Source organism: Pontibacter pamirensis (genome assembly GCF_010015475.1).
Classification (GTDB): Bacteria; Bacteroidota; Bacteroidia; order Cytophagales; family Hymenobacteraceae; genus Pontibacter; species Pontibacter pamirensis.
Genome location: NZ_SSNI01000011.1, coordinates 1 through 24,636, shown reverse-complemented (window position 1 = coordinate 24,636; position 24,636 = coordinate 1). Strand labels below are relative to the sequence as shown.

14 protein-coding genes are annotated in these 24,636 nt (G+C 49.0%); 4 read left to right on the top strand and 10 right to left on the bottom strand.

What is annotated here, in order from left to right:
- Window positions 1–293: 293 nt before the first annotated feature.
- From E1919_RS10940 to E1919_RS10900, 9 genes are all read right to left on the bottom strand, one after another.
- Window positions 294–1,304, bottom strand: coding sequence for a PorP/SprF family type IX secretion system membrane protein (locus tag E1919_RS10940; protein WP_162053440.1), 1,011 nt, complete (start codon window positions 1,302–1,304; stop codon window positions 294–296).
- A 6-nt stretch (window positions 1,305–1,310) separates the two neighbouring features.
- Window positions 1,311–3,935, bottom strand: coding sequence for a gliding motility-associated C-terminal domain-containing protein (locus tag E1919_RS10935; RefSeq protein ID WP_162053439.1), 2,625 nt, complete (start codon window positions 3,933–3,935; stop codon window positions 1,311–1,313).
- 239 nt (window positions 3,936–4,174) lie between these two features.
- Window positions 4,175–5,185, bottom strand: coding sequence for a PorP/SprF family type IX secretion system membrane protein (locus tag E1919_RS10930; protein ID WP_162053438.1), 1,011 nt, complete (start codon window positions 5,183–5,185; stop codon window positions 4,175–4,177).
- A 5-nt stretch (window positions 5,186–5,190) separates the two neighbouring features.
- On the bottom strand, window positions 5,191–7,557 hold the full coding sequence (locus E1919_RS10925) for a gliding motility-associated C-terminal domain-containing protein (RefSeq protein WP_162053437.1): 2,367 nt from the start codon (window positions 7,555–7,557) through the stop codon (window positions 5,191–5,193).
- 283 nt (window positions 7,558–7,840) lie between these two features.
- Complete coding sequence (locus E1919_RS10920) at window positions 7,841–8,257, bottom strand: DUF2721 domain-containing protein (protein WP_162053436.1); 417 nt, start codon at window positions 8,255–8,257, stop codon at window positions 7,841–7,843.
- Window positions 8,258–8,281: 24 nt separating this feature from the next.
- Complete coding sequence (locus E1919_RS10915) at window positions 8,282–8,821, bottom strand: hypothetical protein (RefSeq protein WP_162053435.1); 540 nt, start codon at window positions 8,819–8,821, stop codon at window positions 8,282–8,284.
- A gap of 251 nt (window positions 8,822–9,072) precedes the next feature.
- Window positions 9,073–11,661, bottom strand: coding sequence for a M14 family metallopeptidase (locus tag E1919_RS10910; RefSeq protein ID WP_162053434.1), 2,589 nt, complete (start codon window positions 11,659–11,661; stop codon window positions 9,073–9,075).
- A 164-nt stretch (window positions 11,662–11,825) separates the two neighbouring features.
- On the bottom strand, window positions 11,826–12,602 hold the full coding sequence (locus E1919_RS10905) for a PepSY domain-containing protein (RefSeq protein ID WP_162053433.1): 777 nt from the start codon (window positions 12,600–12,602) through the stop codon (window positions 11,826–11,828).
- Between the two features lie 1,485 nt (window positions 12,603–14,087).
- Window positions 14,088–14,252, bottom strand: coding sequence for a hypothetical protein (locus E1919_RS10900; RefSeq protein WP_162053432.1), 165 nt, complete (start codon window positions 14,250–14,252; stop codon window positions 14,088–14,090).
- Here E1919_RS10900 and E1919_RS10895 point away from each other — a divergent pair.
- The 3 genes from E1919_RS10895 (at window position 14,176) to E1919_RS10885 (ending at window position 22,487) form a co-directional block, all read left to right on the top strand.
- Window positions 14,176–20,115, top strand: coding sequence for a T9SS type A sorting domain-containing protein (locus E1919_RS10895; protein ID WP_262888708.1), 5,940 nt, complete (start codon window positions 14,176–14,178; stop codon window positions 20,113–20,115). The two genes, E1919_RS10900 and E1919_RS10895, sit on opposite strands and share 77 nt — an antisense overlap.
- Before the next feature lie 543 nt (window positions 20,116–20,658).
- Window positions 20,659–21,606 (top strand): NAD(P)-dependent alcohol dehydrogenase, encoded by a 948-nt coding sequence (locus E1919_RS10890; protein WP_162053430.1) that lies wholly within the window; start codon window positions 20,659–20,661, stop codon window positions 21,604–21,606.
- A 65-nt stretch (window positions 21,607–21,671) separates the two neighbouring features.
- A complete protein-coding gene (locus E1919_RS10885) occupies window positions 21,672–22,487 on the top strand; it encodes a tellurite resistance TerB family protein (protein WP_162053429.1) in 816 nt (271 codons plus the stop codon).
- A 19-nt stretch (window positions 22,488–22,506) separates the two neighbouring features.
- Here E1919_RS10885 and E1919_RS10880 read toward each other — a convergent pair whose 3' ends face one another.
- Window positions 22,507–23,103, bottom strand: a complete 597-nt coding sequence (locus tag E1919_RS10880; RefSeq protein ID WP_162053428.1) for a DsbA family oxidoreductase — start codon at window positions 23,101–23,103, stop codon at window positions 22,507–22,509.
- Between the two features lie 124 nt (window positions 23,104–23,227).
- Here E1919_RS10880 and E1919_RS10875 point away from each other — a divergent pair, with 124 nt between their 5' ends.
- Window positions 23,228–24,427 carry a serine hydrolase domain-containing protein gene (locus E1919_RS10875; RefSeq protein WP_162053427.1) on the top strand — a complete coding sequence of 400 codons (1,200 nt, stop codon included), beginning with the start codon at window positions 23,228–23,230 and terminating at the stop codon, window positions 24,425–24,427.
- The last annotated feature ends 209 nt before the right edge of the window (window positions 24,428–24,636 follow it).

The following is a 24,636-nucleotide window of genomic DNA, read 5'->3' as shown; positions in this document are numbered from 1 at the left end:
TTTCTTACAGTTTGACTCTACAAGGTTGCGGCTTGTTAAAGTGAAGTGTGCAATTCCTGGGTTGCCTTATTTTAGGAATATAGTATTGTGTAATAGTGGAATAATTATAATAAGCTGTGTCGTGAGCTTTTTTAAGTTACGATAGTTGTGTTCAGCAGAAACTTTTTACCAGGGCTCGTTTTTGTAGATGCTTTCGTTTCAGCACTTCAGGTGGGGGTTGCGCCAGCATATTGCAGAGACAAGAGAAATTGCACTGCGGGTTCCCCACTTTCAGGCATACCTCATCAGGTATTTTACCATACCCATTGTGGGCAAACTGTTCTCTGTGGGTTGTTTAGCTTAATTCCCAGCACTACCTCATGGCTGTTGGCGCTGACTCTTCTCAGGTCAGAAGTAGTGAAATCGTGGGAGTAACTCACGTCAATGAAGTGATTGACATAGATGCCAGCCATGGCAGCGACGGCATCGTTGTGCCGGTAAGAGGCTCCTACCCAGAAGCGCTGGTTGTAGACAGCCTTTGCGTTGGCGTCTATTGCCGACATGCCCCCTGCCGCCATTTTTGCCATTACAGAGGGAGTCAGGGTCATGTTGGGCGAGAGGTTGAAGCGAACGCCCGCTGTGGCGTAGTAGTGCGGCTGCAGCTCCGCAAGGGGCAAGCCATCGGTGCCCACATCATTCACGCTCTTTAACAATTGCATGCCCGACACACCTACATAAAAGTCGCGGCTGTAGAGCCACAGGCCCAGGCCCAGGTCAAGTTTGTTCCTGTTGAGTGCCTCGCCGTTAAGAAACGGGTCGTCGGGAATAAGTACGTCCACATCCTTTCTGCTTATCCACTGTTTCAATATCCCCGCGGATATACCGCCAGACAAGTTAATGCTTTTCGTGAGGGGCAGGTGGTAGGCATAGCTTAGGTTAAAAGTAAAGGTGGAAAGGAGCCCTGACTTGTCCATCTGGGCAATGGCGCCTATGCCATGGTGCGGTTTCACATAAAAGCGGTTGTTTTTGTTGGCAGTGGAGGCAGCCTGAGAAGACGGTGGCTTGCCTGCTCCAAACCGGGGAGCATTCCTGTCGTTCCTGTTGAGGGCGGTGTGCACACTGGTATAAAAAGTGGTAGGTGCGCCCTCCATGCCAACCCATTGGCTCCGGATACCCGACCGCACATCCATATAGTTTTCAATGCCTGCCACAGCAGGGTTCAGGAGGTAGTTGTTTTGAAAGTACTGCGTGTGCTGTGGACGCTGCTGCGCAAATGCAGCCACACACCAACAGAAACAAAACAGGATGCAAAACAATACTCTCATTCGGCTTTACTTAATAAGTGTGATACTGCCTGAAATGGGTTTCTCCTTCATCCCAAGATCAATATTATAGTAGTAAGCAGCCATGGGCAGCGGCTTCCCGTTATGTGTGCCATCCCATGGTTCCTGATAGCCTTTTGAGTCAAAAATCTGGGCGCCCCAGCGGGTAAACACCTGCACCCGGCAGTCCGGGTAATACTCAATGTTGCGGATGTGCCAGTTGTCGTTAATGTTGTCTCCGTTCATCGTAATGGTGTTGGTGGGGTCGAGGCGCGGCAGCACCGTGATGGTCAGTTCATCGGTATAGGTGCAGCCGTTTTTCGTGGTGACTGTAAGGGTGTAGGTAATCGTCTCAGTGGGTGTGGCCAAAGGTTTAGCGTCGTTCGGGTCAGAAAGGCCTGTGGCTGGCGACCAGGAGTAAGTTTCCCCGCCTTTTCCTCTCAAACCTGCGGAGCCTCCCTCAATGATCGTCAGGTCTTCACCGGCATCTGCTGCAGCATCAAGCACCTCTGCTGTAACTTTGGCTCTGGCTCCACTCACACAGCCGTTGCTGTTCACTGCCTGCACATAATAGTGGGTGGTGGTGCTGACTGTCATGGTCTGATAGGTAGTGCCTTCATGCAGCAGGTTACCGCCTGTTGGCTGGTCGTACCACTCCAGGATTGTGTCGGCATCCGTAGCAGCAGCTGTTAACGTTGCTGTTTCGCCGGAGCACGTGGTGGTGCCAGTAAAGGAGGGTGCAAGAGGCAGCGGCATTACTGTTACCTTTATCTCGTTACTCACAGATGCCTCTGAACAGGCTCCTGCTGTTACTTTCCTTCTGAACCAGCAGTTCTGGGTAAGGGCAGTTGGTGTATAGTCGGGCAGGCTGTTGTTACCGGGGGCAGCCGCGAAAACACCCGGTGCGTCTGCAGTGCTCATTTCCCAAAGATAGGTATAGGTGCCCGGGCCGCCGGTGGGGGTAGTTCCGGTAATAGCAGCAGCGGAGGTGCCATAACAGACGGTTTGGTCCTGAGAAACGCGGTTGTTTGAAATCTTATCCTGCTTCGTTCTCACTTCCACTGTTTCCGTGGTGGTAATTGGTTTCCCGCAGGATATAGACGTAACAGTAAACTCTAACTGGTATACTGCCTGTTGAAGGGCAGCGCAGTCTATCTGCCAGTTAAAGGAGGAGGTAGCCTGGCCGGTGCCGCTATTTGCCGGAAAGGTGATTTGCTGCGTGCCGAGATCAAAGCCTTTGCCGGTAGCCGACACCGTCACATTATCCTGGTCTGGGTCAGTGCCCGTCACATCAAAGCTTATAACGTCTCCTTCAACTACTTCAAACACCCGGTTCGGTGTTGAAAGCGAAATAGCAGGAGGCTGGTCCGGCGTAGGGGCAATCACAAAGCTTAGCCGTAGGGTATCCTGGCGCGGGAGGCTGCAGCCTTGATCGCCGTCATCACTTACAATCAAATCCAGTAAGTATACTTTGCCCTCAGAATCTAGGCAGGGATCAAAACAGATGGATGTCTCCAGCATGCCCTTTATACCGCCTGCGTTTGCAACACCGCTGGTCAGGCCAGTAAAAGAGAAGCCGTTGCCGTCAAAGTTGACAGCCTTGGCGGAGAGCGTCAGCGGCTCATCATTATCACCGTCTGTGAAGAAGACGTTCAGGCAGCGCGGATCAGTCCCATTGATTTGAATCGGCTGCCCTTCACTGTAATAGTTGGTGCTGCCAGGAGGCTGGGCAAACACTTCTGGGTTTTCGTTACGGGGGCAGTCCTTTACCAAGAGCTGGAAATCCCTTCTTACTTCTCCAATCTTCACGCCGTCCCTAAATTCCTGGCAGCGTACGCCGAAAACAAAAAGCCCGACATACGTTGGGTTTACAACAAGCATGCCTGTGTTCCTGTCTATCCTGACAGCGGGGCTTCCCCTTATCTGGTTGTTTACATCATGCCCTGCCTGCCAGTTAATTTCAGGGTATGGTGCACTGGAGGCCGGTGGGGCAGGTACACCTGGCGTGCTATAGCCGTTCAGTGGTGTCACCAGGTCATATACAAGTTCGTCGCCATCAGCATCTGTGCTGCTAAAGTTATAGGAGAACAGCTCTCCCTGGCAGGCATAATCGGTAGGAGGGGGAGATAGTCTTGGAGAAGAGTTTACGAAAGCGCTGCCGTTTTTAACAACAGCTGGAAACTCAACATAAAATGTAATACCGGCATCCTGCGGCGAAACTATATTACTGACCGTGTTATTGCGGCAGCAGCGCTCCCACGAGGCGTAATAGCCCGCTGCATGTGTGTAGACGGCAGGATTGAGGTAGATGTCTTCATAGTACAGGATCAGGGAAGTTTTTAATTCGCCGGTCGTGCAATTGATGTTGGTATAGCTCAGCTGCTTTTCTTCCCTTATAGGCAGGGAAACTGTTGTTACAGCTTTATTGGTGCCTTTTTCAAATATGGTGATGTAGTTAACGGGGTCTTTCGCACCGGGCGATCCGTTTATTTGATCAAAGTACAGGTTTAGTACCAGCCGGTAGTTATAGCCGTCTATATGCCGTAGTTCCATCTCGCCTCCCACAATATGAGTGGCAGCAGCAGGGCGGCAAAAGCAGAGCACAAGGAGTAGGAGAAGTAAGCGTACCTTCATCCTGAAAGGGTTTAGTTAGAACTTAATGATAATTTTTTGAAACGTAACAAGATTGATTAAGTTTTAAAAGTAGCTCATTAACCTGTATCAGTTACTATCTATGTTGTAATAGCCAATAAGCAGGACTTAAATGAGCTTATGCAACTGGAAAGGCATAAATAGCATAGTACCAGAAACAAGCCTTGTCAAGGAGTTAGGCTTAAAGTAGAAAAACAGCACGTGCCACATCTTCAGTACCTTTACCATGCCCATTGCGGGCACAATGTTTTTTGTGGGTTGTTGAGTTTAATGCCCACGACCACTTCATGGCTATTGGCGCTGACCCTGTTCAGATCAGAAGTGGTGAAATCGTGGGAGTAGCTTACATCAATGAAGTGATTCACATAGATACCTGCCATGGCGGCCACGGCATCGTTGTGCCGGTAAGAGGCTCCTACCCAGAAGCGCTGGTTGTAGACAGCCTTTGCGTTGGCGTCTATTGCCGACATGCCCCCTGCCGCCATTTTTGCCATTACAGAGGGAGTCAGGGTCATGTTGGGCGAGAGGTTGAAGCGAACGCCCGCTGTGGCGTAGTAGTGCGGCTGCAGCTCCGCAAGGGGCAAGCCATCGGTGCCCACATCATTCACGCTCTTTAACAATTGCATGCCCGACACACCTACATAAAAGTCGCGGCTGTAGAGCCACAGGCCCAGGCCCAGGTCAAGTTTGTTCCTGTTGAGTGCCTCGCCGTTAAGAAACGGGTCGTCGGGAATAAGTACGTCCACATCCTTTCTGCTTATCCACTGTTTCAATATCCCCGCGGATACACCGCCAGATAGATTAATACTTCTTGTGAGGGGCTGGTGGTAGGCATAGCTCAGGTTAAAGGAGAAGCTGGAAAGCAAGCCGGACTTGTCCATATGGGCGATGGCGCCAATGCCATGGTGGGGACGCACATAAAAACGGTTGTTCTTGTTAGCAGTGGAGGCAGCTTGTGGTGTATAGGTTCTGCCTGGCCGTAGCCGGGAAGAGTTTCTATCGTTTTTGTTGAGGGCAGTTTGCACGCTGGTGTAAAAGGTGGTGGGGTTGCCCTCCATACCGACCCACTGGCTCCGGAAGCCGGAGCGCACATCCATATAGCTCTCTATGCCTGCCACAGCAGGGTTGAGCAGGTAATTGTTCTGAAAGTACTGCGTATGCTGTGGCCGCTGCTGCGCAAACACAGCCACACACCAGCAGGAGCAAAATATGAGGCAAATCAAAACTCTCATGCGCTTTACTTAATGATGTTGATAGTGCCTGAAATCGGCTTCTCCTTCATGCCAAGGTCAATGATGTAGTAGTAGGCGGCCATGGGCAGCGGCTCTCCGTTTTGGGTGCCGTCCCATGGTTCCTGATAACCTTTCGAGTCGAAGATTTGGGCGCCCCAGCGGGTGAAGACCTGCACCCGGCAGTTCGGGTAAAACTCTACGTTGCGGATGTGCCAGTTGTCGTTGATGTTGTCTCCGTTCAGCGTAATGGTGTTGGTAGGGTCAAGACGCGGCAGTACCGTGATGGTGACTTCATCAGTGTAGGTGCAGCCAGATTCGGCTGTCATGGTTACAGTATAAGTAGTAGTCTCGACTGGTTTGGCGATAGGATTTAGGATGTTTGGGTCAGACAATCCGGTCGCGGGTGACCAGGAGTAGATTTCCCCGCCCTTTGCCTTCAGTCCTGCAACACTTCCCTGTATGATGGTTATATCTTCGCCTGCATCCGGCTCTATAACATCTGTCGTTATTTTTGCTGTTTCGCTGATACTTTCGTTGCACAAGCCTGAGGTGACTTTCCTTCTGTACCAGGCAGTCTTACCCAATATGGGCGGCGTATAATGCTGCTCATTGTTGGTGCCAGGGGCAGGCATGAAGCCATCCTTCGAGCCGGATGTACTCACTTCCCAACTATATATAAAAGGCCCCTTTCCACCGGTAGGTAGGCTGCCTGTTAGAGGTTGCGGAGTTTCACCAAAGCACAATGCCTGGTTATCTGTTACAGAATTGTTACCGATAGGATGCCTGACGGTGATAACTTCTATAATTTCAGTTTTAGTTACCTGGCTGCCACAGGAGGCAGAGGTAACTGTGAACTCTATCTGATAGGAGGCGTTTTGAAGCGCCTCGCAGTCAATTTGCCAGGTAAAAGGAGTTGATGCCTGACCAATGCCACTTTTAGCCTCAAATGTGATGTTCTGGGAGCTGATGTCAAAATTCTTGCCGGTTGCTGAAACAGTTATTTCTTCATTGTCAAGGTCAGTTCCGGTAACATCAAAGCTGATGATATCCCCCCCCGAAACTTCCATTACTCTTTTGGTGGTAGAGAGCGATATGCCTGGCGGGTGGTTGGGGACAGGCTCTACCAGTAAACTTAGTTGTAAGGTGTCTTGTTTGGGTAAACTGCAAGCGTTGTCGCCATTGTCACTAACAATCAGGTTAAGTAGATAAATGCCACCCTTTGTGTCAAAGCATTTGTCCAGGCAAAGTAATGCCTCTAATACCTCCTCCTGGTTACCCCCGTTCACCACACCACTTTCATTCGACAGGCTAAAGTAGCTGTTGTTAAAGTTTACAGGTTGTGCAGCGATAGAGATCTGCTCGTCTTTGTCCGGATCTGTAAAAAGCACTTTGATGCAGCGGGAATCTGTTGCGCTTATGCGCAGCACCTGTCCTTCCTGGTAAAGCTTCGTGCTCCCCGGCACCAGTGCTGAAACCTGAGGTGTTTCATTGTCAAGGCAGTCCTTTACCAACAGCTGAAAGTCTCTCCTGACTTCCCCTATTTTTACGCCATTCCTGAACTCCTGGCAGCGCACACCAAAAACAAACAGGCCCAGGTTGCCTGGTCTTACTGTAAGTCTTCCTGTAGTATTATCGATGCTGAGAGCCGGAGACCCTAAAATCTGGTTATTCTTATTATGCCCTGGTAACCACTCAATTTCAGGATAGGGTGCGCTGGAGGCTGGTGGCATGGAGTTGTCGCCTGGGCTGCTGTGGCCGCTCAGTGGCGTTACGAGGTCATATACCAGTTTGTCTCCGTCTGCGTCAGTGCCGCTGAGGTTGTAGTAAAACAATTCGCCTGCACAGGCATAGTCGCTGATAGGGGGAGGAAGCTGTGGGGAAGAGTTCTTGAAAAAGATGCCGTTCATCACAACAGCCGGGAACTCCATATAATAAGTAGTGCCAGCCTCCCCCGGTGCCATGTTATTGATGGGGGAATTACGGCAGCAGATCTCAGAGGCAACATAGTACCCATTCGGGCTATTATATATAGCAGGATCTAAATAGATGCTCTCGGAATAAGTTATCTTAGATGTTTTCAGGTCGCTGGTAGTGCAACTTACGTTGGAATAGCTGATGGCAGAACTCCCCCTGATAGGGAGCTGGATGGCCTTAATAGAGCGGTCTGTGCCCTTTTCGAAAATGCCAGCCCTGACAAAGTTATCTTTACGATTTGGATCGCCATTTATATCGTCGAAGTATAGGTGTAAGATTAACCTGTAGTTGTAACCTGTCAGGTGCTGCAACTCGAACTCGCCTCCCACTATGTGGGTTGCAAAGGCGTTGAAGCACGAGCAAAGGGAAAATAGTAGGAGAAGTAAGCGCAGCTTCATCCTGATAGGCGTTAGTTAGGACTTAGAATTAAACTTGAAACGTATCAAGATCGATTAGGTTCTAAAGAACATCTTATTTGTATGCCTTCTTTAGGCCTATGTTAATACAAAGCTTGTGCTATATATATATATTAGATTTGAAGCTCCTCTTTTAGAGACTGTTGTAGCGGATCATGTAATAAGCTGTTACAGTATAAAACGAAACTAAATAATGGCTGCTGCTTCCAGATTGTTTAAATTAGCGGACCTCTCGTTCAGGTAACACTGTGGTTAAAGGTAGCTTTTAGAGCTTGTTCTTGCTTTCTTCAGTTTCCTCCTCCAGGTCATTCAGTTCCAGGGTTAGTGCCCTTACGGATATTTGCGTCTCCCGTAGCGCCAGCGCCAACGAAGCCATGAGCAGGATAAGGCTTAATCCAAATGCATATTTGCCCAGTGTGTTGTAGCCTGCAAAAAGGATGAACATACAAAACACACAGCCGAAGATGCTGCAGATGCCGAAGGCCTGCATGTTTTTAATCAGATTCAGGCGTATGCGCAGGTTCTGGATTTGGCTGTACACCAGGTGGCTGTGGGTAGTGGCGTAGCGGGTTTTCAGGCTGCGGATGAGGCTGGCCAGCGTCAAAAAGCGGTTGGTATAGGCCAGCAGCAGCAGCGAGATAGCCGGAAACAAGAGCGCTGGTGTGGTAAGGGAAATCTCCATAGTGTGGCTGCGGCAGGCGCGCTTTTACAGGTTTTTTAAAAAGTCTTCGTCCAGTGGGTCAGTATCCTCCTGGTCCTCCTCCTCGTTCGCCTCCCAGTCTACCTCCTGCAGTAAGGCCACACCACCAAAAATTATCTCGTCCAGTTCTTCCTTGGTGCCGGCATCCAGCGTCTGCTCAAACAAATGCAGAATCTGATCCCGCTGCTCGTTTACAAACATTTCGTGGTAGAGTTGGTCGAACACAGCTATTTTTTTCTGTATAACCTTGTCGATTTCTTTAGTGCTTCGGGCTTGCAGGGCTTCCTGCAGCACGTCCAGCGCTTCTTTGCTCTTTTCGTTGTTGGATAGGCGGGTAAAGGCTTTTACAAAGGCAATGGCTAGCAGCAGGCGCAGGCGCTCAAAGCAGTAGTTAAGTTCTTCAGTTGCTTTGCCCGGCGAGGTTATGGACGCCTTATAAGTTTTTTCAAAATCATTGTAAATGCTGCCTGTCTCTTCCGGCGGCACAGGTAGTTGCTCGCTTTCGTAGGCTGTTTGGAGTAATAGCTCCGACGCTCTAGCGCTCATAGGTTTCTTTGTGTTATTGAACGTGCAAAGGTAATGGTTTATACTTTGTTAGCCTACAGGTGGTTTGGTGGCTAAGGTAGCGGTAGCAGCCTGTAAGGGCTTGTTTTATGATGCCTGCTTAATATATTAAAGGGTCTGGAGGCAAGATGGGGTTTCGGGTGTAGTAAAATAAACTGCTTATGTTCCCTGAAATGAGAAAGCCAGCGCACATGCGCTGGCTTTCTCATGCTCTACAGGAATTACTGTTTCTGTTAATGCGCCTCCTCATCCGCACGGGCAGAGCGGCTGTTGATGATCTGGCCGAAGAAGATGCTGTTCAGGAACAGTTTGTTTGTGCCGTACCAGAAAGCACGGAAGTTAGGGTTGTCCGGCATGGCAATCACTTTGCCCGCACCCACTGCCGATACATCTACAGCAGCGGAATTTCTCAGCAACTCCAGGTTTGGGTCGGAGATGTAACCAGCCATCAGCGGATTGGCGGTATACATCACCGGGTTTGCGTAAGGGCTTTTGGAACGCTCCATAAACAGTGTGTTGCTTCTGAAAATGGGCAGCTGTGCATCAGTGTAGCCGTAAGCCAGCGGGTGCGTCAGGTCCAGGTTTGTTTCGAAAATAGCGCCGCCAATTACCTGTGCCCCGGTGGTGTTGGCCATGTCAGCGTACGGTTTCTGGGCTGCTGTGTCCGGTTCCGTTCTTTTAAAGCGGATGTTGCCGATGCCATTATCTGCCAGCCATTGGGCCGCCTCGCCCATACCTATTACAGTGCCGCCCTGCAGTACCCAGTTCCGGAGCTTGTCCTTCGAGATGGTGTTGTAGTTACCGTCTGCCATCACAATCACATTATACCGGTTCAGGCCGATGCGGTTAAAGTCATTTGTCTTTACCATCGTGGGCTTCATGTCGAATCGGTTGTCCAGCAGGTGCCAGGCCTCGCCCACATCGTAGCTGTTCACGCCGTCGCCCATCAGCATTAGGATCTTCGGCTGCTCCAGCGTCTGCATCATTGGGCTTCCCAGCTTAATGCCCTGCGGGTTAAAGCCGGTGTTCAGGGCATGTATGCGTATGCCGTTATTTGTTGCCACCTCCTGCAGCACTTGCTGTAGCGCCTCCGAACTGATAGACTGGCCGGTAACAGGTATGAGGATGGTACCGTAGTCATACTGCTTGCCTTCCGCGGTGGTGAATTTATCGGTGGCTACCCTGGCCGTAATGCCGTGCTCAAACAAGGTGTTCAGCGCACGCGGGGCGTAGTAATCATGCCACTCAAAAGCATAGGCATAGTCGCTTCTGCCGCCTGCGATTTCCCCTTTCGGGAAAGAGAGGTTCTCCACTTTCAGGCCCAGTTGGGTAGGCTTATAGTTTCGGGAAGAAAGTGCAGCATGCTCTAAGTCAAAGGCAAGCGGGAAAGTCCAGGCAGAGATATCGTAGAAGAGGCTGTCCTGGAATGTGGTGCGTTTCTCGAACATCGCCTCAATCAGCTTGTACTGTGGCTGCTCCGTTAGGATGATATAAGCGTTCTCCGGCGTATAAGTTGTATTGTTGATTTTAAACGCTTCTTTCGGACGATACACTTCTATCTGGTGCTGTTTGATGATTTCGGCCAGGTGGTACGCCCGGGCTTTGTCTTTCTCTGAGCCAAATACGTACGCCTTTGTCCCTGCTTTTTTCGATTCGTTCAGCGCATCTTTGTAAAAGCTGCGCTGATGTGCCAGCAGTTCTTCGCGCATGGCTTGTGCGGCCTGTAACGTGGAGAGGGTAGTGGTGAACTGGTTTCGGATGGTGAACGGGAAAGTCAGCACACCATTCTCGCTTTCCTGCGCGTGTCCCCTAGAACTGGCTTGTTCAAATAAAATGCCCACCGCGCCATTCGCGTCTGGGTAAGTGGAGCCCTTGCCATAGTAGAAGTCGTCGTAATTCTCCTCCGTAAAATAAAAGGAGCCGATCTTGTCCAGTGCCTTTGCATGGAAATCTCCTATCTTCTGTGTCAGCTTAAAGTTACTTTCAGGCGTGAGCGGGTGGTTGCGACTAGGGATGCCCGGCTGAAAGAAGAACGTGGAGTTGGTGCCCATCTCATGGTGGTCTGTCAGTACATTCGGCTTCCACTCATGAAACTTCGCCAGCCGCCCCTTCGACTCCGGGTGCTGCAGCGGCAGCCAGTCGCGGTTCAGGTCGAACCAGTAGTGGTTGGTGCGGCCACGCGGCCATGCCTCGTCAAACTCTGCGCTGTTGGCATCTGTCACCAGGTTCTTGCCCCGGTGCGTGTTCACCCAGCTGGCAAAGCGGTTTAAGCCATCCGGGTTAATAGACGGATCCAGGAGAATGACTGTCTCGCTCAACAGCTTATCTATTTCCGGGCCTTGGGCTGCTGCCAGGTGGTATAGGGCCAGCAACGCCGCGTTGCTGCCGCTGGGTTCGTTGCCGTGCACGCTGTAGCCCATCCATACCACGGCAGGCATTTTACTGATGTCCAAGCTGCCGGACTGTGCCGGGTCTGTCAATTTTTTATGCTGCGCCTTGATCTGTTCTATGTTGCGGAGGTTTTCCGGTGAGGTGATGGTGAGCAGGTACAGGGGGCGATTTTCATGCGTGCGGGCATATTCCACTATCTCCATCCTGTCTGACAACTCCGCCATCTGGCGCACATACATCACCAGTTGGTCGTGGCTCACATGCCACTCGCCTACGTTATAGCCCAGAATTTCTTTAGGAGTCGGAATGGTGTTGTTGTACGAAGCATCAGCCGGCAGGTAATAAGAAAGGCTGGTTTCGGTCTGCTGTGCCACCGCCACCGGGCCCAGGCCCAGCATAGCCGCTACAGCAAGTACACGTAGATTCTTCATGTATGAGGGTGAAGTGTTAGTTATTTATATCAGGTTATACCTGCAATTTCCTCTTTTAAGAAGGCTTTTGCAAACGGTAAAGTACTGATTAGGGGAGGAAGCTTCCAAGAGCCCTTCTCTTGAATTATTCAGGCACCTTTTTGCTATATATGCTCATAAATAAACTACCGTATTACACCAGGGCGTGTCGTGCCGGTAGCTGCCTTTCTGCGGCTGCCTTTCGAACTCACAAAGTACAATGCAAAGCCAGACAAGATAGTGACCATGCCCACCACAGAGAACAGGCGCAGCAGCAGGTTGCCAAAGTTATCGCGGCCCTGATAGTCCATGGTGTGCAGCATCCAGAGGAAATCGAACATGCGCCACTTGTTGTTCCTGAACTTGGTTACTTCGCCCCGCTCACTTGCTACATACACTGTGGTATTAGTGGGGTGCTGCATGGTAACGGCATAGGCAGGCAAAGGGCTCTTGCGGTACTCATGGTGTTTCCCGACCTGCCCCGCCGTCAGGTACTCTACCTGCTGCACTTCTACTTTTTCGCTAAAGCTGTTCCGGGCCATCTGCACAGCCTCCTGCTCTGTTAAACTGCCCCGTAACGTGCCGGTTTGCGCCACGGCCAGCTGCGTTTGCGATACAGTTTCTCCCTTATGATTCCTAAAAAAAATAACCTGGTAAACGGGTTCTCCCAAAATCTCCACCAGCCTAACCGACTTTACAGAATTAGCCTGCGGCAGCTGCGCCAGCACCTGTGCCGGGGAGGCCAAAGACATCTGGCTACTGAAATTCACTGGCGTTTTGCGCTGAAAATCCCCATGTATCTCATCTATATCCGACCAACTGAAGTACAGGCCACCCAGTGTCCAGAAGATAAACTGGATGCCGGTGAAAAGACCTAAGTAGCGGTGTGCTCTGCGGATGCTTAGGTGAGTTCTACGGTTCATAAAATGATAATTTAGACAAATATACCGAAATCACTATAAAATTTTACAGACCCTTCCATCAATTTTTCTGTCTGTTTACAGGCTCTACAGCAGCTTCTACAATGTTTTTTACCTATTGGGATTTTTTATTGTAACATTTGACTGTATTTTCTTTGCAATTAGTGTAACAAAATTAATTTTTAGCTGTACATGTAGTTTAATAAAGGAAATCATTATATATAAAGAATAATATATACTATTTGAAAACAGTTTTACAAAGCATAAAAATCAAATGAATCACAGAAAAAGGCAATGCGCTAAGGTGCATTACCTGAACTCGCCCCTGTTTCCGCCTAATTAATACAGCTATTGTTCTGTATACCAGTCTGTAATGCAATGGATGCCGCTAAACCCGCGCTGAAATTACATTACCAGTACCTCTTTTGCCCCTCTGTAAATCAAAATATAGATTTTGTTAAATATAAGAACCTATTAGTACTACGAACACCCTAGCAACCTGCTTTAAAACCCTAACCCTATTTTTATGCAAAAGAATTTTACACAATTGATTGCGCATTTTCTGAGTGCAAAGAGGTACACTGTTCCGGCAGGTGCCTTTTTATTGTTTCTAGCGACGTCGCTCTATGTTTGGGCAGCTGTTGGTATAACTATAAGTGGTACTGGTTCTTATAATATCAGTGCGGACAATGCTGCAACAAATACATTTACAACTATTGATAATGTAGTTGTAAGCGAGGGCGCTGCTACTCAAGATTATGCTGACTTTGCTTCAGGTAACTCTTATAGCATAGTACTGAGGGCTCCATCAGGATGGGCTTTCCCAACTAGTAACTCAACTCCTAATATACAAGCTACTCTGGGCACTGGAGGTGAGGTTACATTAAACTCAGCTCCTGTTTTTAGTACGGACGGCAGCACTTTAACATTTAACTTAACAGCGGGACCCGGTAATCAAAATAAGCGCGATGTAGTAACTATTTCTAATCTCAGGATTAAGCCTACTACTGGAGTAATTTCCTCACCGCAACCAAGGGAAATCAATGTGCAAGTGTTGAACACAACAAATTCAACTCCAACAAGTGTTACTTCGTCATCTCCAATTTCTCTTCGGCTCATTCCAGGTGCACCTAATAAGTTGGCCTTTGTGCAGCAGCCCACAACTGTAGAGGTTAATGCGGCAATAACACCAAGTCCAAGTGTTGTTATTCAAGACAGGTTTGGGAATACAGTAATAACCGCGACAAACACGTTAGCTATTGCTATAGGGCCAAACCCTCCTGCAGCCGGTGTATTAACTCCTGGTACAACAACTACCTCAAACGGTGTGGTAACCTTTACAGGTGCCAGTATAAACACAGCAGGAGCTGGCTATACGCTCATTGCTTCAAGTAGTGGCTTAACCTCCGCAACCAGTACGGCCTTTACTGTAAATAATCCGCGCCCTGTTATAACAGCAGTAAGTGGTTGTTTTTCTGTGGGTGACCCTCAAACAACGGTGACCATCACTGGTGAGAATTTTGTTTCTGGTGCAACCGTTACATTTGGAGGTGTTCCAGCAAGTTCAGTAACTGTTGTGAATCCAACCACTATAACAGCTACATTACCTGAAACTGCATTTGCAACTTCTGGCACCAAAGATATTGTTGTCACAAATCCAACTCCTGCAAGTAATAATGGGGTTTCTTTAGGATTTCCAAAGCAAATTAGACCCCTTTCTGTATTTCCTATCGAAGGTCCAAGTTCGATTTGTGCAAGTACATCAAACTCTAACGCTTTTAGTGTTCAAACGGGACCAAACATCACCTCATATACATGGAAAGTTAAATCTGGAGATGCAACAATAGTATCAGGCGAAACAAGCGCAAATCCTCGTATTACTTTTGGTAGTACAGCGGGAAAGGTCGTGCTTTCAGTAATTGAGGCCAACTTTTGTGGCGCACCTGGTCCTGAGGTTACTAAAGAGATTACTGTCAATCCACGTCCTGATGTTACACTTAATGCCAGCAAAACTGAAATATGCGCGAGTGAGTCAGTGGAACTATCAGCAAGCGGTGCGGAGTCTTATGTGTGGTCTGGTGGCGCGATACATGCTGGTACGACAGGTGAAAGAATTACTGTGACCCCAACTGCAACGACTACCTATACTGTAGTTGGAAGTAACTCTTATACTGTAGACGGTATTACAACAAATTGCCCGACAACCAAAACTGTTACCATCAATGTAACACCTGCACTGTCACAAGGCTCAATCACAGGCGCAACGCAGCTCTGCCAGAACCAGACAGTAGCAGCTGCCACTGCGTTAACTGCAACTGTATCGGGAGGAGTTACCTCGAAGACTTATCTGTGGGAGCAGAGCGCTAATGCTGCTGGACCTTGGGATCCTGCTACAGGTACAAACAACGAACTGAGCTATACTCCCTCTACTGCTACGGCAGGTACTACCTACTATAGAAGAACCGTTACCTCAGGCAATTGCTCGGTAACCCACGAAACTCCAGTGGCAGTGACTGTAACACCAGCAATTGCTAATAATACAATTACCGGAACACAGAATGTTTGCTCCGGCGATGATATTGCGTTACTAGACGGTGCAGCAGCAACTGCAGGCGACTTGCAGGTGGCGTATTTTTGGGAGCAAAGAGCTGCTGGAACAACTACTTGGGCTGCTGCAGAAGGGATAAATACTACTAATGAAGACTACCAGCCTGCGACAAGAGAAGTAACAAGCCCCTCTACAATAGAATATCGAAGAGGTGTTAGGGCGGGTAACTGCGTTAATTACAGCAATGAAGTTACAGTTACAGTTAACCCGCTTCCTATAGCAACAATCACCCAAGGGACAAACACTTATTTCTGTTCGCCAGGTACGGCATTATTGTCTGCTGCAGAGGAAGCAGGAAGTTATTCGTACACGTGGTTCAGAATTGAATCTGGTGGTCATGTTGAAGTTGCAAATACCCGAACCACTGAAGTGGGTGTGGTTGGCACATACTATGTGGTGGTAACCAACAACAATACCAGTTGTAAGAGTACCTCAAGCACAATTTCAGTACAGGAAACGGTAGTTGGAAACAACATTGTTGGTGTCGATAACGGTAACCAAGAGGTTTGTTATAATGCTATACCTGAGGAAATTGTAGGTAGCACAGCATCCTCAACCGTAGGCCCGGTAACATACCAGTGGGAGGTAAGTTTGGATAATGAAACCTTCACTAATCTAACTGGTGCTACAGGCATAAACCTTACCCAAACTCAGCTAGGTGCGCACACCGCAGATAGATGGTACAGAAGAAAAGCCATTGTAGGTAGCTGTACCAATACAAGTGCCGAAACAGTTCATATTTCGGTAAAGCCGGAGCTACTATTAACTCCGGGAACAACAACACCAGATGCTATTTGTAGCGGAGAAACTTTCTCTTATACGCCAACAAGCAATGCACCAGCTAATTCCACTTATGCTTGGTCACGCGCTGATGTTGATGGCATAAGTAATCCAGAAGCCAGTGGTACAGGAACTATTAATGAGGTACTGATTAACATATCACCTAGACCGCTTGAGGTTACTTATGTATACAAAATTACAACCCCAGAAAACTGTGAAAGCGCCTTACAGTATGTAACAGTTGTGGTTAATCCTCGTCCAGTACTAAACAGTGCCACTACCGAGTTGGCAGTTTGTAGCAATACACCATTTACATACACCGCTACAACAGCTACAACAAGCCTACCAGCACCAACATTTACGTGGACACGTGCGGCTGTGGCTGGCATCAGCAACGCAGCGGTGACAAATCCGGTGGCAGGTGCGACTATAAACGAGACGTTAGTAAATGAAACTACGGCTCCTATTGATGTAACTTACATCTACAGAATTACCGCCTACGGTTGCGAAGGCCCAGAGCAGAACGTGGTAGTTACCGTGAATCCGACTACTACGGTAAACGCCATCTCCGATGTGAACCTTTGCAACAGCGAAGCTGGCGCGGCCATCACCTTCGGCAGCCCTGTGAGCGGGACCACCTACACTTGGACCTCATCTGCTGACGTAGGCTTCGGCACCGGCAGCAGCACGACCCCAGCGACCGGCATCCCGGCCTACACGGCCACCAACACAGGCACGTCGCCTGTGACGGCCACTGTGACGGTGACGCCTTCGGCTAACGGCTGCCCTGGCACCCCAAGGACCTTCACAGTTACCGTGAATCCGACTACTACGGTAAACGCCATCTCCGATGTGAACCTTTGCAACAGCGAAGCTGGCGCGGCTATCACCTTCGGCAGCCCTGTGAGCGGGACCACGTACACCTGGACGTCTACTGCTAACGTAGGCTTCGGCACCGGCAGCAGCACGACCCCGGCGACCGGCATCCCGGCCTACACGGCCACCAACACAGGCACGTCGCCTGTGACGGCCACTGTGACGGTGACGCCTACGGCCAACGGCTGCCCTGGCACCCCGAGGACCTTCACAGTTACCGTGAACCCGACACCTACAGTTAATGCCATCTCCGATGTGACGCTTTGCAACGGCGCGCCTGGCGCGGCTATCACCTTCGGCAGCCCTGTGAGCGGGACCACGTACACCTGGACGTCTACTGCTAACGTAGGCTTTGGCACCGGTAGCAGCACAACCATGGCGACCGGCATCCCGGCCTACACGGCCACCATCACCGGCACCACCGCGGTTACTGCCACCGTGACGGTGACACCTACGGCTAACGGCTGCCCTGGCACCCCAAGAACCTTCACCGTAAGGGTGAATCCAACTCCAGTAGCTACTTTCTCTGGTGTTGAAAACGGACAAACAGTATATTCTGGAGCTGGTAGCATTACATTCGTACCAACTGGAACCACAGGAGGTACCTTCTCCATTGTTTCCCCAACTGGTACTAGCGGCTTATCAGGAAACACACTTAACCTCTGTACAGCACTTGGTACAGCTACAGAAAAAGATGTAACCATCAGGTACTCTATATCTATAGGTACTGCTCCAAACAACTGTTCTGCAACGGAAGAGAAAACTTTCAAGATTAAAAAGTCTACCTACAGGGCAGTTATTTTAGCAGACCCACATCCTTTCTGCCGTGGTGTGCAGGTGACTTATACTACTACCATCTACAGAGACTTGGAACCAGGAGATGTTATTTATCCATATGTAGTTGATGCGGATGGGCAACCTATCTATTCTGATACTAAGCTGCCAGTACCAACAGGAAGTTCAAGTTTCCCGGAACCTAACATGAACTATCCTTTCCCAGAAAATACTCCGTTGGCTATTAAAAACCTTGCATATAGGTTCTTCCAGCCAGTTGTGAAGCCTGGATTAGAATCTAAAATAGTAAGCCGTGATGCTGCGACTTACCAGTGGGGTAAGAACCATGAAGTAAACAGAAAGAATGACAAGTATTTTACAACTGATGCTGGTCTTTCATCTCAGGACTATTACCATGTCTATGTTAATTTAACACAGTGTGGTACAGTACTGCCTACCATACAGTCAAACAGGATGTACAGTGCTGAATTACCAGGCTATTCTGCCACCTTAGCTGTAGCTCCGAACCCGATATGTAAAAACGGTTCTGTTACACTTACTGCAGAGTTAAACACAGCCTTCAACTGGCTGGATGCAAACACAACAGTAGAGTTCGTGCTAGCCAGAACTAATCTACCTTTGGGTCCTGCTCAACCTTTCGTTGATGGTGTCTATACATACACACTGACAACTTCAGGTCCTTCAGGTGGTTTTGAGAATGGAGACCAGGTATACCTGAGATTCTTGACTGACATAAATAATTATGAGACATCCAAAAAGTGTGCTGCTAATAATCAGTCTAACAACGTTACTATAAATGTGGTTCTACCACAAGCCATGACTGGTGGTGGCGCATATTGTGCAGGTGGTGCAGGTGTTCCAGTAGGTCTTGCCAGCTCTCAGGAAGGAGTTAATTACCAGTTACTTCGCGATGGTGTAGCAGTCGGTTCACCAATTGCAGGTACAGGTAACGCCATCAGCTTCGGTAACCAGACAGTTGCAGGAGCATACACTGTACAACCAATTACAGCAAGCGGCAGTAGCTGTGAAGTTTTCGGAACTGTAAACGTATATGTAACGCCTCTGCCAATAGCTTATAATGTAACAGGTGGGGGAGAGTACTGCGCAGGCGGGACAGGTGTACCGGTAGGGTTAGACAACTCACAAACTGGAATAAGCTATCAGCTGCAACTCAATAATGTAGCAGTTGGCTCACCGGTAGCAGGTATTACAGGTAGTCCCATAAACTTCGGTAACCAAACTGCAGCAGGAACTTATACAGTTTTAGCCACAACTATAGGCAGTACCACAAGTAATCCGCCTGTTGCACCCTGTCCACAATTGATGAATGGAAGTAAAACAGTGGTAATTAATGCTCTGCCAGAACTGACACTCAGCAGCCCGCCAGCTTGTATTGGGTCTGAAGCCACAGTTACTGCAAGCGTAACTAATGGTACTGCACCTTATACTTACACCTGGACTGTTCCACAAGGTGCCGATAACCCGGGGAATGTTTCCACCTTCAACACAGCGGTAGCCGGCGAATATAAGGTGGAGGTAACAGATGATAAGTCATGCCCTGTATCCGGCACAACGACAGTAGTCATCAACCAGCCGACAGACCAAGAAGAGCCTATACTAGAGGTGATTTGGTCAACTGATGAGACGCAGTGGTTTGTAAAAGTAGTAGAGAAAGAACCGCTTGTGTCAGGTGAACTAGGACTGCAAACTAGTCCAGAAATAACCTGGTACAGACGTGTGAAGCCTGGTACAGATTGGGGAAGTCCGGTACAAACAGGAACATCAACTACATACACAGAAACAAACTCAAGAGAAGGAGAGGGTGTAGAACTAAAAGCCGTGCTGCTGAATGCTGCATCCTGTGTAAGGTACACGCTGACAAACATCGGCGTGGTTCCGCTCCCAGTTGAAATCATCTACCTGACCGCCAGCAAGCAAGGCAACAATGTGTTGCTGGAGTGGGCGACTGCTTCTGAAACAGATAACAAAGGTTTCGAAGTGCAGGTATCGGAGGATGGTTTGAATTATAGACTGCTGGATTTCGTGCCAAGCAGGAACGGTAATTCCAATACGAAGCAGGTGTATGCGTTCACTGACAAAGAGAATGGCAAGGACGGCACACGCTACTATCGTCTGAAGCAGATTGACCACGCCGGAACTTTCGAGTTCTTCGGTCCGAAGATGGTGACGTTTGGCAGCGTATCAAGCAAAGTGATTGCCTTCCCGAACCCGTTCAATGACGAGATAACGCTTGATATTTCTTCAGAGACAGATGGCGAAATGCTGGTCGTGATAACTGACGCGGTTGGCAAGCAACTGATAGAACGTAAGGTGCAGGTAGAGAAAGGCTTCACAACTGAGAAAATGAAGTTTGGCGCTGGCTTACCGAGAGGCCTCTACATCATCAGAACGCAGATTGGTGGTTTCACCCAGTTTATCAAAATGGTTAAAGAATAATGCATACAAGAAACTAATAGGGTTTAAAGCTGAAAGAGCCGGGTATTTTACCCGGCTCTTTTGCTTTTATAAATGTCAAAGAATATATAAATTATCAACTTACCCTTGATACCAAATATACCTTAAAGTTTTTCTCTAAAGCAATAACAAATTTAATCCTTCAGCACGAAGTGAGACTGTTTCCAGTCTTTGGGTTGAGCGCCTTGTAAATTTCCGGTGCCACGCTAGTGGCAGCCGTAAGGCAGGAAATATACACAGCGCGATGCCCGAAGACGAGGCCTCTCGGCCTTGAGAGCTAAGACTTGTCCCATAGAACATTGGGTGAGATGCCGCTGGATGAACAGTAACCACGGCAGCTTAGACAAAATCCAAGGCAAAATTAGTTTTATATAACAACACGCCCTTCCACTTATTCTATGACACTAAGCACTAAAACATCCGCAAAAAGACTCTGCTCCTCATTTAAAGTGGCCATTCCCTCACAGCCAAAACACACAGACCTACAGGCCGTAAAGCAGAGTTCGAACAGACACCCGAAAACGTATGAAAGCTATTTATTATGAAAAGTATGGCGACGCCGATGTATTGCAGTATGGAGAGCAACCGAAACCGGAGGTGAAAGAAGACCAGTTACTGGTGCGCGTGTATGCCTCCAGCGTAAATCCTGTTGATTGGAAAGTCCGCTCCGGGCACTTGCTTCCGGTGTCTGGTCTGAATTTTCCGAAGATACCGGGGCACGACATCGCCGGTGAGGTAGTAAAAGTAGGACAAGAGGTGACAACTTTTAAACCTGGAGACCGCGTGTTTGGGATGCTGGACACAGGCCTGGGAGGGGCGGCTGCGGAATTTGCCGTTATCTCAGATAAAGCGGCCGTGTTAATGCCTGAGAGCCTGAACTACGTACAGGCAGCTGCTGTGCCACTGACTGCGCTCACCGCTTTGCAGGCCCTGCGCGACAAGGGAGAACTGGCACAGGGAGAGCGGGTGCTGATAAACGGCGCCTCAAGTGGTGTAGGCTCTTTTGCCATACAGATTGCCAAAGCACTGGGGGCAGGCGAGGTAACGGGTGTATGCAGTACTGATCACATTCAGTTGGTGAAGAGCCTTGGGGCAGACCGTGTTGTGGATTATACAGAAGAGGATTTTACAGAAAAAAAGAATTGCTATAACATTATATTCGATGCCGTGGCCAAGAGCACGTACCTGGGCAGTAAAGACAGCCTATGCCAGAATGGGCGCTATGTTACCACTGTACCTAATCCCAAGGACATAGCCCTGGGATATGCCTTGTCCGTTTTTTATAATAAGAAGCTGAAGGTTTTGGTGGCCGATGAAAAAGGAGAGGACCTGGAACTGATTCGTGCCTGGATAGAGGCAGGAAAGGTATGGCCAGTAGTGGATAAGGAGTTTCTGTTACGCGAGGCAGCGGAAGCGCACCGCTACAGCGAAGAAGGACATGCCGCCGGTAAAATCGTGCTGGTGGTGGAGTAGTGGCAGCATTGATAGTAAAGAGCATAAACTAAAAGAGGTATACCATACAAAATCCGCAAAAAGCAATGGAACAGGAACAAACTAATTTATTGAAAGACTACTCAATGGAGGAAAAAGGCGCCTACTTTGGTGCTTTGGCCACAATGGCGTCGGCAGACGGACAGACAACAGAGGAAGAACTGGAATTTTTAAGCCTGATGAGCGAGGCTGCAGAGCTTCCGGAAAATGTACAGCAGGAGGTCATCCATATCGCTAAAAACCCATCGCAGATAAACGTGCAGAAGTGCCTGGATGTGCTGAAGGGCAGCCAGCTGCGATTCTCCTTTATTACTGATATCATCAGCTTTGCGAAAGCTGACGGGCATTACTCTCCGGAAGAGCAAAAGGAGATTCAGCGGATGGCTGATTACCTGCAGGTAAACCAGAAGCAGTACAGCATACTGGAGCAATATGTAAGCAAAGCCGACGAGGCACAGAAGCAGGGGGAGGACCCAACTTCGCAGTCGTTTCTGAACAAGAACGGCTTTGGCGATATGTTTAAAAATGCAGGTATCTCACCACAAATGGTACAGGGTATTTTAGGCATAGCTGCCCCTCTGGTGATTGCAAAATTGTTAGGCGGCGGGCGGCGCAGCCGATACGGTGGCGGTATGATGGGCGGCATGGGCGGTGGCTTGCTCGGCGGGCTCTTAGGCGGTGGCATGATGGGAGGCGGCATGGGCGGAGGTATGTACCGCAGCGGCGGCGGACTCGGCTCCATCATCTCCATATTAGGAGGGCTGAACGACAAAAAAGGCTATGGCAAGGTAAGGAAGTCAGGTGGTTTGGGCGGTTTACTGGGAGGTATATTTGGAGGACGACGTAGCGGTGGTGGCTGGTAGGTAAATGCGGAGCAGGAACTTACTCCAGTTCCTGCTCTATTAAATTCTTAAGGTCTTCTTCACGCAGTAGCCCGCGTACTTTTTTGTTCCCAATGATGAAGGTGGGTACCGCCGATACACCTGCTTCTTCATAGGCATGGCGCAGCGCTTTCAGGTGCGCCTCTTTATATTTGCCTGATTCAACTGCTGTTTTAAACTCTTCCGCATCCAGGCCAACCTCTTTCGCCAGGGCAGTCAGCACATGGATATCGCCTAAATCCTGCTCCTCCTGAAAGAAAGCGGTGAACATACGGTGCGTATAGGCGTCGCCGAGGCCTTTGTCTTTCGCGTATTGATAGCCTTCAAAAGCGAGGTGCGTGTAGGGCTGGGGCGATACTTTGGGCAGCACCATCTTAATGTCCAGTTGCTCCGCCATGGGGTATACTGAGTTTTGCCAGGTAGTTTGCAGGTAGTCTTCTTCCGGTTTAAGCGTGGGCGTAGGGTATGGCCGAAGTTCAAAGGGCATCCATTCTATTTCTACTTTATCTTCCAGGCCCTGCAGTGCCCGCTCCAGCACCACCTCACCAAAAAAGCAGTAAGGGCAAACATAGTCTGAGTATACTTTTATCTGTAGCATGTATGAGCTTATTTTGTTTATATTATTGTACCAGTTAACCAGCGATTTGTTTTCCTTAGTTTAAACATAGAAGTATATACAGCTATTTTTTAGTAAATTGTGTGCTTTGAATTTAGCTTTCTTTATGCTTCGTAACATTATACTATCGCTGGCGCTGGCTGCAAGCCTGCTTTCATGCCAGCAACAACCTCAACAGGCTACTACTACAACTGCTACTGCACAGGCCACTTTAACAACTGAAACAGAATTTTACTATCCCGGTATAGACGATGACTGGGAGCACCGCGACCCGGAGGAACTAGGCCTGGATGCGGTAAAGCTGCAGGCTGCGGTGGAATGGGCCAAGACCCAGGAAACAGAGCAAATGCCAAAAGACTTCTCCACGCAGGAGGAAATCTTTGGCAAAATGCTCGGGCCATTACCTGCTGACAGAGCCGAGACAAACGGCATCATCCTGAAGAACGGCTATATTGTGGCAGAATGGGGCGACACAAAACGACCTGACCCAACTTACAGTGTAGCAAAAAGCTTTCTCTCCACTATACTGGGCATTACTATAGACAAAGGCATGATAGAGAGTATTCATGATCCAGTTGCGAAGTATATAAAGGACGGTGGTTATGAGTCGGAGCAGAATCAAAAGGTAACCTGGGAGCATCATGCCCGTCAGACGACGGAGTGGGAAGGGGAACTTTGGGGGAAGAACAGCGATTTTGTTGGCACAGCCGAGTATGGCCGCGGAGAACGCAAGCCACGGGAACTGCAGGAGCCGGGTACTTTTTATGAATACAACGATGTACGCATAAACCGCTTTGCCCTGTCGTTGCTGCGTGTGTGGGAGAAGCCTTTGCCGGAAGTACTGGAGGATGAGGTAATGGACCCGATAAATGCCTCAGACACCTGGCGCTGGGTACCTTACCGTAACTCGAAGGTGATGATAGACGGCCAGGAGATGCCATCGGTGAGCGGTGGTACCCGCTGGGGCGGCGGTCTCTGGATTAATGCCCGCGATGAGGCGCGCTTCGGATACCTGTTCCTGCGCAACGGCCGCTGGAAAGACAAGCAATTGGTGTCAGAGGCATGGATAGAGGAAGCTACCACAAATCGTGGTCCTGTTGGACCGGATTACGGATACCTGTGGTGGTTGAATACTGAAGGAAAAGCTTGGCCAAGTGCACCCACCACCAGTTATGCCGCCCTGGGAGCAGGCCAAAATACTGTTTGGGTAGACCCGGAGCACGATATCGTGATTGTGTGGCGCTGGCACAACGGCAAACAAAACGAGCTTTTTCAGCGGGTGCTGGAGGCAGTTGAAGTAATTTGATTATTGCTCGTTTATCGTTGTTCATCATGGTGAATCATTTAGCAGTAGCTGACAAATCGAAATTTCTTTTGTCCCCCTTTGAAGGCAGGGTCGTTAAGTTCTAATGTACTTAGTCATCAGCGTAATTTTATTAGCAAAGGCCATGGTAGCGTCTTTCATTGAAAGAAACCCGCTTCTTCGAGCGATGTTCAGGGCCATGCTTTTCAATA

Coding starts and splice junctions, on each gene's coding strand:
- E1919_RS10940 (WP_162053440.1), bottom strand. CDS start 1,304: ATGAGAGTATTGTTTTGCATCCTGTTTTGTTTCTGTTGGTGTGTGGCT.
- E1919_RS10935 (WP_162053439.1), bottom strand. CDS start 3,935: ATGAAGGTACGCTTACTTCTCCTACTCCTTGTGCTCTGCTTTTGCCGC.
- E1919_RS10930 (WP_162053438.1), bottom strand. CDS start 5,185: ATGAGAGTTTTGATTTGCCTCATATTTTGCTCCTGCTGGTGTGTGGCT.
- E1919_RS10925 (WP_162053437.1), bottom strand. CDS start 7,557: ATGAAGCTGCGCTTACTTCTCCTACTATTTTCCCTTTGCTCGTGCTTC.
- E1919_RS10920 (WP_162053436.1), bottom strand. CDS start 8,257: ATGGAGATTTCCCTTACCACACCAGCGCTCTTGTTTCCGGCTATCTCG.
- E1919_RS10915 (WP_162053435.1), bottom strand. CDS start 8,821: ATGAGCGCTAGAGCGTCGGAGCTATTACTCCAAACAGCCTACGAAAGC.
- E1919_RS10910 (WP_162053434.1), bottom strand. CDS start 11,661: ATGAAGAATCTACGTGTACTTGCTGTAGCGGCTATGCTGGGCCTGGGC.
- E1919_RS10905 (WP_162053433.1), bottom strand. CDS start 12,602: ATGAACCGTAGAACTCACCTAAGCATCCGCAGAGCACACCGCTACTTA.
- E1919_RS10890 (WP_162053430.1), top strand. CDS start 20,659: ATGAAAGCTATTTATTATGAAAAGTATGGCGACGCCGATGTATTGCAG.
- E1919_RS10885 (WP_162053429.1), top strand. CDS start 21,672: ATGGAACAGGAACAAACTAATTTATTGAAAGACTACTCAATGGAGGAA.
- E1919_RS10880 (WP_162053428.1), bottom strand. CDS start 23,103: ATGCTACAGATAAAAGTATACTCAGACTATGTTTGCCCTTACTGCTTT.
- E1919_RS10875 (WP_162053427.1), top strand. CDS start 23,228: ATGCTTCGTAACATTATACTATCGCTGGCGCTGGCTGCAAGCCTGCTT.